Annotated in this window: 9 protein-coding genes; 1 reads left to right on the top strand and 8 read right to left on the bottom strand. The window is 61.2% G+C overall.

The features are described 5' to 3' along the window. Positions 1–48: 48 nt before the first annotated feature. From trbK-alt to QN219_RS27465, 8 genes are all read right to left on the bottom strand, one after another. Complete coding sequence (gene trbK-alt, locus QN219_RS27500; RefSeq protein WP_284003383.1) at positions 49–366, bottom strand: putative entry exclusion protein TrbK-alt; 318 nt, start codon at positions 364–366, stop codon at positions 49–51. Positions 367–380: 14 nt separating this feature from the next. Further along, positions 381–1,151 carry a P-type conjugative transfer protein TrbJ gene (gene trbJ / locus QN219_RS27495; protein WP_284003382.1) on the bottom strand — a complete coding sequence of 257 codons (771 nt, stop codon included), beginning with the start codon at positions 1,149–1,151 and terminating at the stop codon, positions 381–383. Continuing rightward, a complete protein-coding gene (trbE, locus tag QN219_RS27490) occupies positions 1,148–3,652 on the bottom strand; it encodes a conjugal transfer protein TrbE (RefSeq protein ID WP_284003380.1) in 2,505 nt (834 codons plus the stop codon). The genes trbJ and trbE overlap by 4 nt, the downstream gene beginning before the upstream one ends. Before the next feature lie 9 nt (positions 3,653–3,661). Next, positions 3,662–3,943: a VirB3 family type IV secretion system protein gene (locus QN219_RS27485; RefSeq protein WP_284003379.1), complete on the bottom strand. Its 282-nt coding sequence runs from the start codon at positions 3,941–3,943 to the stop codon at positions 3,662–3,664. Next, complete coding sequence (locus QN219_RS27480; RefSeq protein WP_284003389.1) at positions 3,943–4,239, bottom strand: TrbC/VirB2 family protein; 297 nt, start codon at positions 4,237–4,239, stop codon at positions 3,943–3,945. Before QN219_RS27480 ends, QN219_RS27485 begins: the two co-directional genes overlap by 1 nt. A gap of 44 nt (positions 4,240–4,283) precedes the next feature. Next, positions 4,284–5,291: a P-type conjugative transfer ATPase TrbB gene (gene trbB / locus QN219_RS27475; RefSeq protein ID WP_284003378.1), complete on the bottom strand. Its 1,008-nt coding sequence runs from the start codon at positions 5,289–5,291 to the stop codon at positions 4,284–4,286. Between the two features lie 185 nt (positions 5,292–5,476). Then, positions 5,477–6,364 carry a LysR family transcriptional regulator gene (locus QN219_RS27470; protein ID WP_284003375.1) on the bottom strand — a complete coding sequence of 296 codons (888 nt, stop codon included), beginning with the start codon at positions 6,362–6,364 and terminating at the stop codon, positions 5,477–5,479. Positions 6,365–6,562: 198 nt separating this feature from the next. Beyond that, the gene (locus QN219_RS27465; protein ID WP_284003373.1) at positions 6,563–8,206 is read right to left on the bottom strand and encodes an MFS transporter; all 1,644 of its coding nucleotides are present in this window, start codon (positions 8,204–8,206) and stop codon (positions 6,563–6,565) included. Between the two features lie 766 nt (positions 8,207–8,972). Between QN219_RS27465 and QN219_RS27460 the strand changes: the two genes are divergently transcribed. Beyond that, on the top strand, positions 8,973–10,313 hold the full coding sequence (locus QN219_RS27460; RefSeq protein ID WP_284003371.1) for a sugar ABC transporter substrate-binding protein: 1,341 nt from the start codon (positions 8,973–8,975) through the stop codon (positions 10,311–10,313). Positions 10,314–10,629 lie beyond the last annotated feature (316 nt).

Genomic DNA, 10,629 nt, shown 5'->3' with positions numbered 1-10,629 from the left:
CGATATAGGAGGTGAAGGTCTCCAGGAAGCGATCGATGATGCCGGTGTTCATGGCTTCACCGTCTGATCGGCGTCGGCTGTTGGCGCGGCCGGGCCGCCGGACTGCGAGGGTTTGAGGAAGCGCCGGGGGCTTTCCATCCAGGCTCTCAGGCAGCCCTTGTCCTTGAGGGCTTCGGCGCCGAGGTCGCGGCAGCGCAGGAGCTCGGCCCGTGTCTCCTTGGTCTCAGGCTCGCCGCCCGGATCGAGTGACCGGAAGACGGGGGTCTCTTCCGGTCCCTGCGGCTTACTCATAGCCATGAGCGTCGCGGTCAGTCCTGCTCCAATGGCGATGACAGCGGTCATCCGGGCGGCGATCTTGAGGTCCATCGTCCCCTTGCTCCTTAATCGTGGAACATGCGGACGTTGGACGGGCTGTAGGCCGTGCCGGTCATGAAGCGGCTGAACTGCTCGCGCGCCTGTTCCTGGGCGGCCGCCTGGCGTGCTTTTTCGAGCGCCTCCGCCCTCCCTTGCGCGGCCAGCATCGCGGTCAAATCCGACATCTGCTTCGCCTGCACCGCCAGCAGCTGGTTGCCGGCCTGGGCGGCCTGCAGCACGCCGACCGCCGACTGGCTGGCGCTGACCAGCGTCGAGGTCTGGGCCCGGGTGCCGGCGATGCCGCTGACGGCGACGGCGCCTGTCTTCAGCGAATCCTCGAAGGCCGAGACCGAGTGCTGCCAGCGCTCGCGCGCCGCCGTCACCAGCTGGTCATTGCTCTTGCCGGAGGCGAAGGTTTCGTAGGTCGAGCTGAACTGCTGGTCGATGGTCTGGACGTTATAGGCAAGCTGCTCGGCCTGATCGAGCAGGCTCTTCATTTCGGAGAAGTTGCCCTCGATCTCAGAGAGCATCGACGTCGGTAGGCTGGTGAGATTGCGCGCCTGATTGATCAGCATCTGCGCCTCGTTCTGAAGCGAGGTGATCTGATTGTTGATCTGCTCCAACGCCCGGGCAGCCGACAGCAGGTTTTCCGTATAGTTCTTCGGGTCGAAGACGATCAGCGCGTGGGCCGGTTGTGGCGCGAGCGTGACAGCGGCGATCGGCAACAGCGTGGTGGCGCCAAGCGCCAGAGCCAGCGCACGGCCGGAATGGTTGAAACGCGAAACGAAACGGATCATTGAAAGATCTCCTCTTCGGGTGATGTTGGATGGGAGGGTTTGATGTCGTCCTTGGCCGGCACTGGTTCGCCGATGTTGGTGAGGACCGGAATGAGATCGGCGGCCCATCGGAGGCCGCGGCTGGCAAGCCAGGCTTCCAGGAAGCGCGGCCGTTCGCCCTCTTCGACGAGCTCATTCATCGCCGCGTGCGCCGCCTTGTCGGATGCCGCGCAGAGTGCGAGCGCCACCTCACCGAGGCCGAGCTCGAAGAGCCGGTTGCCGCGCCGCGACTGGCAGTAATAGTCGCGCTTCGGCGTGGCGCGGGCGACGATCTCGACCTGCCGGTCGTTGAGGCCGAACTGCCGGTAGACGCTGGCGATCTGCGGCTCGACGGCACGCTCATTGGCGAGGAAAATGCGGGTCGGGCAGCTTTCGACCAACACCGGCGCGATCGGCGACGCTTCGATGTCGGCAAGCGACTGGGAGGAGAAGACGACGCTGACATTCTTCTTGCGCAGCGTCTTCAGCCATTCCTTGATCTTCTGGGCAAAGCCGCCGTCATCGAGCGCCCGCCAGCCCTCGTCGATGATCAGTAATGACGGCCGTCCATCGAATCGTGCCTCGATCCGGTGGAAGAGATAGGAAAGAACGGCAGGCGCCGCTCCGGTTCCGATCAGCCCTTCGGTTTCGAAGGCCTGGACCGAGGCGTCACCCAGCCACTCCAGTTCGGCATCGAGGAGACGCCCATAGGGCCCGCCGATGCAATAGGGCCGGAGCGCCTGCTTCAAGGCGGTCGACTGCAGCAGCACGGTCAAGCCGGTGATGGTGCGCTCCGCGACCGGCGCCGAGGCAAGCGAGGTCAACGCCGTCCAGAGGTGTTCCTTGACCCCCGGCGTGATCTCGACGCCTTCGCGGATGAGAATGTCGACCAGCCAGTCGGCGGCCCAGGCGCGTTCCGGCGTGTCATGAATGCCGGCGAGCGGCTGCAACGCCACCATGCTGAGGAAGGAGGTGGCGTCGGAGATCGAGCCGCCGAGATCCTGCCAGTCGCCACCCATGGCGAGTGTCGCCGCCCGGATGGAACCGCCGAAATCGAAGGCAAAGACCTGGGAGCGCTCGTAACGGCGGAACTGCAGAGCCATCAGCGCCAGGAGCACCGACTTCCCCGCCCCTGTCGGGCCGACCACCATCGTGTGGCCGACATCGCCGACATGCAGCGAGAAGCGGAAGGGTGTCGCGCCTTCCGTCCTCGCATAGAAGAGCGGCGGCGCACCGAGATGCTCATCGCGCTCGGGTCCGGCCCAGACGGCCGAGATGGGGATCAAATGGGCAAGGTTGAGCGTCGAGATCGGCGGCTGCCGGACATTGGCATAGACATGGCCGGGAAGACTGCCGAGCCAGGCCTCGATCGCATTGACGGTCTCGGCGATGCAGGTGAAATCATGGGACTGGATGATCTTCTCGACCAGCCGCAGCTTTTCCTCGGCGATGCGCGGATCGGCATCCCAGACGGTGACGCTCGCGGTCACATAGGCCTCGCCGATCTGGTCGGAGCCGAGGTCCTGCAGGGCGGCATCGGCCTCGTTCGCCTTGTTGGCGGCATCGGAATCGACCAACACCGACTGCTCGTTGGTCAGAACCTCTTTCAGGATTGCCGCGATCGACTTGCGCTTGGCGAACCATTGCCTCCGGATTTTTGTGACGAGCCGCGTCGCGTCGGTCTTGTCGAGCATGATCGCCCGGGTCGACCAGCGATAGGAGAAGGCGAGCCGGTTGAGATCGTCGAGGATACCGGGAAAGGTGACGGTCGGAAAGCCGATCACCGTCAACGTGCGCAGGTGAAAATCGCCGAGCCGCGGTTCGAGCCCGCCGGCCAGCGGCTGGTCAGCCAGCAGCGCATCGAGATGCATAGGCGCTTCGGGAACCCGAACGCACTGGCGCGCCACCGAGATAGTCGAATGCAGATAGGTGAGCGTCTCCGTATCATCGAGCCACGCGGCTTCCGGAACAAAGCCTTCGAAGAGATGCAGCACCCGGTCGGTGCGGTCGATGAAGCCTTTGAGCAATTCCCATGGATTGACGCCCGACTGCTCGCGCCCTTCGTAAAGCCAGCCCTCCATGCGAGAGGCTTCCTCGGCCGGCGGCAACCACACAAACGTGAGGAAATAGCTGCTCTCGAACAGAACTCCACTTTCTTCGAACTGCTCACGGCGTTCGACATCGACAAGCGCGGATGCGGCATCGGCAAACAGGCTCTCGGGATAGTCATTGGCGGGATTGCGCTGTGCCTCGACAAAGACCGCCCATCCGGAGCCGAGGCGTCGAAGCGCATTGTTGAGGCGCGCGGTGACGGCGACCAGCTCGGCCGGCGTGGCGCTGTCGAGATCCGGTCCGCGGAACCGTGCCGTGCGCTGGAACGAACCATCCTTGTTGAGGACGATGCCGGGGGCAATCAGCGCCGCCCACGGCAGGAAATCGGCAAGGCCAGCATTCTTCTTCCGGTATTCGGCAAGGTTCAACATGGTCGAACCTCACACGCCCAGATGCGCGGGATAGCGCAGGTGCCGGCGGCCGACATCGACGAATTGCGCGTCCCGCCTGGCAGCCCAGACGGCAGCGAAATGGCCGATTGCCCAGATGGCGAGACCGGCAAGCCAGAGCCGGAGGCCGAGGCCGACGGCGCCGGCGAGCGTGCCGTTGACAATGGCGACGCTCCGCGGCGCGCCGCCGAGCAGGATCTGTTCGGTCAGTGCCCGGCGGACCGGCGCGTAATAGCCGTGGATCTCCTCGTGTTCCGAGCCGAACGCCGCCATCAGATCAGCGCTCCGCCGCCGAAGGAGAAGAAGGAGAGGAAGAAGCTCGAGGCGGCAAAGGCGATCGACAGGCCAAAGACGATCTGAATGAGACGCCGGAAGCCGCCGGACGTGTCGCCGAAAGCAAGCGCGAGACCGGTGGCGATGATGATGATCACCGCGACGATCTTGGCGACTGGCCCCTCGATGCTTTCGAGGATTTTTTCGAGGGGCTCTTCCCAGGGCATGGACGAGCCCGAGGCATGCGCCGGCAGTACCGTCAGGACGAAGACGGACACGAACGCCGTCGCCTGCATGACGTGGCGGCGGGACTGGCGGTACAGGGAAATAGCGGACAAGGTCATTCCTCTTCTCCTTTCGGGAGCGGTTGGCGGTCGTTCGGAAGGTGTGCGTTGAGGGTGCGGTAGTCGCCGGTTGCTGGATCGAGCCCGTCGACGAGGGCGATCTCGGCAAGGCGGCGGGCGGCGCCGCGTCCGGAAAGCACGGCAATGAGATCGATCGTGCCGGCGATCAGTGCCCTTGGCACCGTGACGACCGCTTCCTGCACCAGTTGCTCGAGCCGCCGCAGTGCGCCGATGGCGCTGTTTGCGTGGATGGTGCCGATGCCGCCCGGATGCCCGGTGCCCCAGGCCTTGAGAAGGTCGAGCGCTTCGGCGCCACGCACCTCGCCGATCGGGATGCGGTCGGGCCTGAGACGCAGTGATGATTTGACGAGATCGGAAAGCGAAGCGACGCCGTCCTTGGTCCGCAGCGCCACGAGATTAGGCGAAGTGCATTGCAGTTCGCGCGTGTCCTCGATCAGCACCACGCGGTCGGAGGTCTTGGCGACTTCTGCCAGCAGCGCATTGGTGAGCGTCGTCTTGCCTGTCGAGGTGCCGCCGGCGACCAGGATGTTCCTGCGCCGTTCGACCGCGAGCCGCAGCACTTCGGCTTGGGTGTCGGTCATGGTACCGGCGTCGACATAGTCGGCGAGCGTGAAAACGGCGACTGCCGGCTTGCGGATCGCAAAGGTGGCGGCGGCAACCACGGGCGGAAGCAGGCCTTCGAAGCGCTCACCGGTTTCCGGAAGCTCAGCCGAGACACGGGGATTGCCCGGATGAACCTCGGCGCCGACATGGTGGGCAACGAGACGGACAATACGCTCGCCGTCCGCGGCCAGCAGCGTTTGACCGGTGTCGGAGAGCCCGTCCCTCAGCCGGTCGATCCAGAGCCGGCCATCCGGGTTGAGCATGACCTCGACGACAGCTGGGTCTTCAAGATGGCGGGCGATGGCTGGTCCCAGCGCCGTGCGCAGCATGCGCGCGCCACGCGAGATCGCTTCTTTGTCCTGGTGGTGATGTCCCTGCATGTGGTCCCCGCTTCCGGCGATCGGCCAGGCGGCGGATCGCGACGGGGACAATCAAGAAAGGCAGAAATATGCGCTCAGCAACAAGAGAATCTTGGAGGTCGTAGCTGGGCGTAGGCGCTCGTGAAAATACTTGCCTCGGCGAAACTGTATTCCGTCCATGTCCGGCGATTACCGCCGGGTGAGAATCAATCGACGCAGCGGAAGGTCTCGAAAAAGTTCTTGAGGACCGGGTTGGAATTGTCTGGCCGCCAGCAGGCGATGTAGCCGAACTTGATGCTGCCATTGCCGTCGTGAATGGGTCGCAGGACGACGCCTTGCTCCGGGACAATATGGGCACCCTCGCATTGCAGGCTGATGCCCTGCCCGCCTGCGACCTCCCCCAGGATGCTTTCGCGGCTCAACTGCCGCGTGACGATTTCGGGATGATCAGAAGGTGCGCCGAGATGGCGAAGGATGACATTGCGGATGTCGGGACCTGGATCGTCGTGGCTGACTAGGAACCGTTCCCCTTTCAGTTCCGACCAGTAGATCGTCGCCTTCTCGGCCAGCGCATGGTCCTTCGGCAGTGCCACCATCAAGTGCGCGGACCAGAGCGGCATCGAGTCGAGAATCTCGGTTCTTCCCGTATCGCCGAACACGATCGCCAGATCAATCGAGCCGGACATGACGCCGGCCTTGAGCTCGATATAGGAGGCTTCCAGCAGCTCCACCTCGACGCCGGGGAATTTGTTGCGGAAGGTCTTCAGGGCGATCCGGAAGCAGCCCGACGACATCGATCTGTAGAAGCCCACGACAAGGCGTCCGGTCTTGCCGGCGCCGCTCGCCTTCGCCCGCTCGGAAAGGCGCTGAAAAGCGTCGATGATGCGCCGGGCGCCTACTACGAACTCCTCGCCAGTGGGCGTCAGGCGCGCTCCTGAGGTGGCGCGGTCAAAGAGAAAAACGCCCAGTTCATCCTCGAGTTCGCGAATACGCTTGCTGATGATGGGCTGTCGCACGTTCAGCTCATGGCCGGCAGCGCTGAAGCTTCCATTGCGTGCGGCCGCGACGACATATCGAAGATGACGAAGGTCCATAGATTTTCCTCACAACGGGAACTCCCCAGACGCCCCTGTCGCCTTGTCCTATGAGTGGGCGGTCAAAGTGGCTGCCGCCAAAACGAGTTCGACGACAGCCACGGCGGCTTGGGAGGCCAGGTGGAAGGGAGAGCTGTAGAAGATGCCGGCTTGACGGCGCGAAAGCATGGTCTACGGGCGGTTTCATCTCAAATCTCCTCATGGACGCGAAACGCGCGCGACCGGCTGGCTGCGGGTCCGGAGCGCGTCTGTGGTTCGCTCGATCGCAAGATCGGTCTGTGGCGGCGCATCTCCCTCATGGAGCGCGGAGAGGAGCTGGAATACCGCCTGATCCGCTGGAGAAAGACGGTGATTGAGACGCAGGAAGTCCATCCAGGTCGGCGTTCGAAATGTCTCGGTCCACTCCGAGGGCTTGCGAAGATCGCGCTGGAGCGTCCAGTCGCGCGCCCCCGCCCGGGCCATGGCATATCTGCGTGTCCGCATGTGCCCCAGGAACGTCTCAAGGTCGGAGTTTGCTATGGAAAAGACGGTTTTTACTGCAATGGGGCCGCTGCGGGGCTTCAGATCGAGCACCAGTTCCGGTGTGCGGAAGTCCGAACCCTGTTGATCCCCATCCACCCCGAGATGCACCGGCAAGGCAAATCCCAGCGCCGCCACAACAATGAGCGCGGCGGCAGCCAGTTCAAGAGAGGACGTCAGAGAATAGTTCTGAGCAACGGTACCCCAGATCCAGCTGCCGAGCGCCATGCCGCCGGAAAGGAAAGCATAGTAGATGGAGAGCGTCCGGCCGACGACCCATCTTGGGCTGGCCAATTGCACCCAGACATCGAAGCCGGTCCAGGTGACGACCCAGCCGGCGCCGCCGATCGCCAGCGCGATTGTTGCGACTGTTGCGGATGAGGTCAAGGCGAGCGAGAGGCAGCATATGCCGCAAGCGGTCGCAGCGATTGCCATCAACCATTCCTGCGGCAACAATTTCCTTAAGTACCGATTGCTCAGTCCGGCAATGCACGCGCCTGTCCCGAAGCCGGCGAAGAGAACACCATAGACGATGGGGCCGCCCGCCAGACGATCCCGGGCGACGAGCGGCAGAAGTGCCAGAATGACAATGGCGGCGAGGCCAAAGAGCGTCGCGCGGATGACCGCCGCCCTGATGTCCGAGGAAAGCGCCGTGAAGCGCAGTCCGTCGTGAATGGCCGTCATCATCCGCTCAGGAGGCAGGGGAGATGAACGAACGTGCCATTTGTTGCGCCACACCGCGCCGAGCGGCGCCACATTGCTGAAGGCAGCAAACGAGAAAGCGACCAGCGGACCGAGGAGGGCCAGGATCGCCCCGCCGAGTGCCGGTCCGATGCTGCGCGTCATGTTGTAGCCGACAGACATGAGCGTCACCGCTGACGGGATATCCCGCTTGTCGAGGATATCGCCAACAGAGGCGTGCCAGGCAGGATCGTTGAGGGCAAAACCGCAGCCCGCCATGAAACCCAGTCCAAGGATGAGCCACGGACTGATAAAGCCAAGGCCGGCAGAGATCGCCAGCATGAGCGAGGCAGCCGCAATCAAAGTCAGGCCAGCGATCATGACGGATCGCCGGCTGAAATTATCGGCGATGGCGCCGGCGATGATCGAGAGGATGAACGCCGGCAGGGTCGTCGAAGCCTGCACCAGCGCGACCATCAGGTCGGAAGCGGAAATTGTGGCCATCATCCAGCTGATGGCAACCGTCTGCACGAGCCATCCAAGGTTGGCCACTTGAGTGGAAGCCCAGATCGAACGAAATGCTGCATTTCGTAGCGGTGCAAGGGTGGTTGGAGTAAGCTGCGCCGGTTCTACACGCTGCATGTTTTGTTACTTTCAAAGCTCCTGATGCCCGCCTTTAGGAAACGGGGCTGAACACACAAGATGCCTGCCGCCAAACCACGTCGGCGACAACGAGATTGCCTGGGAGGCGGAAAAGTCGCGTTCGATTCGGTGACGGGGCGGGAACGATCCAAACGTAGGACTCTGTTCGCAGCGGATTTGTAGGCAAGCAGCATTTGCGTCTGAGCCGCCGCTGAAAAGGTCCACTTGGCTTGCGCGAACGGGTCCATTTCGGGACGGTCTTTGGCCATCAGCCAGTCGCGTCTTGTCAGAGCCATGTAGTGGTGCAGCTTCTACCCGTTAATCGAGACGCGCGAGGTGCCGTCCGGCATCAGGCCCGTTCGCCGGTGCCGATATCGGGACCTTTGGCTGTGGCGCTGGATGAAGCACAAGCTGAGGCTTTCCGACAGCAATGTAGCCGGGACGCGCCAGTTTGTCTAAATCAATGCACTAGCGCTACTGGGATAGCGTTGTTCGGACACGCCGAAACAAGTTCGTCCAAGAAAATGCATACTACGTGCCGTGAGGACGCAATGTATCCCGTTTTCAGCACCGCGCGCGAAAGTTCTGCCAATCCCGACATCCCGTGATCAACCACTTGTCTTCCTTTAGCTTCAGCCCCGTTGCCTTCACTGTCAAAGTGGCCCCTCCCGAAAGTGACAAGTGGACCTTTCATTGAAAGCATATCGAGTTCCGGATGCGTCTTCTCATAAACCCACAAGCGAGAAGATGAGGGAAGGGGAGCAACATGCGCAAATCTGCAACAAACTTCGTACCGCCAGTCGTTCAGTCGACGACGACGACGACGCACTCTGGCCTGACAAGACGGCAGGTTTTAAAGAGTGCCGTGGCCGCTGGCGTGGTGGCATATACAGGAAGTGGCGCAATTGCAGCCGACGGTATTACCGAGGTGACGTTTCCATGGTTCGGCTGGCAAGCCCCGCCCGATTCCTTATTTTGGCAACCATTCAAGCAGGAATTTGAACAGGAGAACCCCGACATCCGGATCGACGACATTCCGGTACCCTACGGAGCATTTTGGGACAAACAGTTCCTCGAACTTTCGTCGGCCAATTCATCTGACATAGTAACGATGTTTGATAGCGAGATAAAATCGTACATCAACTATGACTTCCTCGAACCGCTCAATCCTTATCTCGAAAAGGCTGGTGTCACCCTCGACGACTTTCAGCCCGGTTCCCGCGCAGCGGTTAAGGACGGTAAGATTTTTGGGTTACCAATTATCGTTAATCCGCGAGCAATGCTCTATTTCAGCGATATGCTCGATAACGTAGGTCTGCACCCACCAACGAACGTGACGGAATTCTATGCAGCCTTGCAAAAACTCCGCAACAAAGAGAAGCAGCAATGGGGTTTCGCGACCTGGGCCAAACCAGGAGCGCCCAGTTCACTGTATCTAGAAATTGCGCCTATTATTTTCGGATTTGGGGGCGCTTTCTTCGAAGCAGGCGAGCCCACCGCGACGAAACCGGAAACAATTGAAGCACTAGAATTCTACAGAAGGATCTATGATGAGGATCTGATACCCAAAGGCGTCAATTTCGAGACCTATCGAGAATTGTTCGCGCAGGGCAGAATAGCGATGTATTCGGCTGGCTCCTATATGGGCCCATTGGTTCGGACCGCCAGTATGGAGCGAATGAGTCATTTGCGCTCGATGGCACTGCCATTTCCCGGCCGCCGCACCTTTGCACTTTCGGTGTTTATGGGAATTGGAAAGACGGCCAAGCATAAAGATGCTGCTGCAAGGGTCCTTCTCGGTATTGTAAGTAAACATATGCAAAGCAAGTTGCTAGAAACCACCGCTCAGCTGCCTGGCCGACAAGACATCGACGCCTCTGGTTACATCGCAGCAAACCCGTGGATCGAGGCATTTGCCGCAGCGGCGGGTGATCCGCACACTGTATCTTTCGCTCCAGATGGAGCCGAGGTGTATGCGCCCGAAGTGATCAAAATTATTGGCAAGAATGTTGAAGCCATGATCTTTGGCAACTCTACCGCAAAAGATGCCGCGCAGACTATGCAGAAAGAACTAGAGTCGCTCAAAGCAGTCCGCATGCCAAAATGACTACGCTGTCGCCGCTAAGATTTCGGCTCTTAGTGGCACATCTGGATCGCAAGATAGACGTCACTATCCATGGCCACGTACCTGAATCACGTCGGTGCTGGTGCACAGCGTAAGGGAAATCCTGATGACCATGACGTGCGGAAAAAACACCATGTCCTCTGGACCCGTTTAAACAGATCCGAAACTTTGGACCGGCTTTCTGTCCAGGAGGCAGGGTTTTGATGCTACCCGATTGAGGGCTTATGAAACCGTTGTGATGACCCGAATTTGCTGCAGGTCCTTTGCTATACTGATCGGCCGTCGTATCGCCCGAGTC

This window comes from Sinorhizobium sp. 8-89 (assembly GCF_030124325.1).
GTDB lineage: Bacteria > Pseudomonadota > Alphaproteobacteria > Rhizobiales > Rhizobiaceae > Sinorhizobium.
This window is presented reverse-complemented; position numbering and strand designations above follow the sequence as displayed.

What these genes read in the sequence shown, in the direction of transcription:
- QN219_RS27465 (WP_284003373.1), bottom strand. Translation starts at nt 8,206, where the DNA reads ATGCAGCGTGTAGAACCGGCGCAGCTTACTCCAACCACCCTTGCACCG.
- trbK-alt (WP_284003383.1), bottom strand. Translation starts at nt 366, where the DNA reads ATGGACCTCAAGATCGCCGCCCGGATGACCGCTGTCATCGCCATTGGA.
- QN219_RS27480 (WP_284003389.1), bottom strand. Translation starts at nt 4,239, where the DNA reads ATGCAGGCGACGGCGTTCGTGTCCGTCTTCGTCCTGACGGTACTGCCG.
- trbE (WP_284003380.1), bottom strand. Translation starts at nt 3,652, where the DNA reads ATGTTGAACCTTGCCGAATACCGGAAGAAGAATGCTGGCCTTGCCGAT.
- QN219_RS27485 (WP_284003379.1), bottom strand. Translation starts at nt 3,943, where the DNA reads ATGGCGGCGTTCGGCTCGGAACACGAGGAGATCCACGGCTATTACGCG.
- QN219_RS27470 (WP_284003375.1), bottom strand. Translation starts at nt 6,364, where the DNA reads ATGGACCTTCGTCATCTTCGATATGTCGTCGCGGCCGCACGCAATGGA.
- trbJ (WP_284003382.1), bottom strand. Translation starts at nt 1,151, where the DNA reads ATGATCCGTTTCGTTTCGCGTTTCAACCATTCCGGCCGTGCGCTGGCT.
- QN219_RS27460 (WP_284003371.1), top strand. Translation starts at nt 8,973, where the DNA reads ATGCGCAAATCTGCAACAAACTTCGTACCGCCAGTCGTTCAGTCGACG.
- trbB (WP_284003378.1), bottom strand. Translation starts at nt 5,291, where the DNA reads ATGCAGGGACATCACCACCAGGACAAAGAAGCGATCTCGCGTGGCGCG.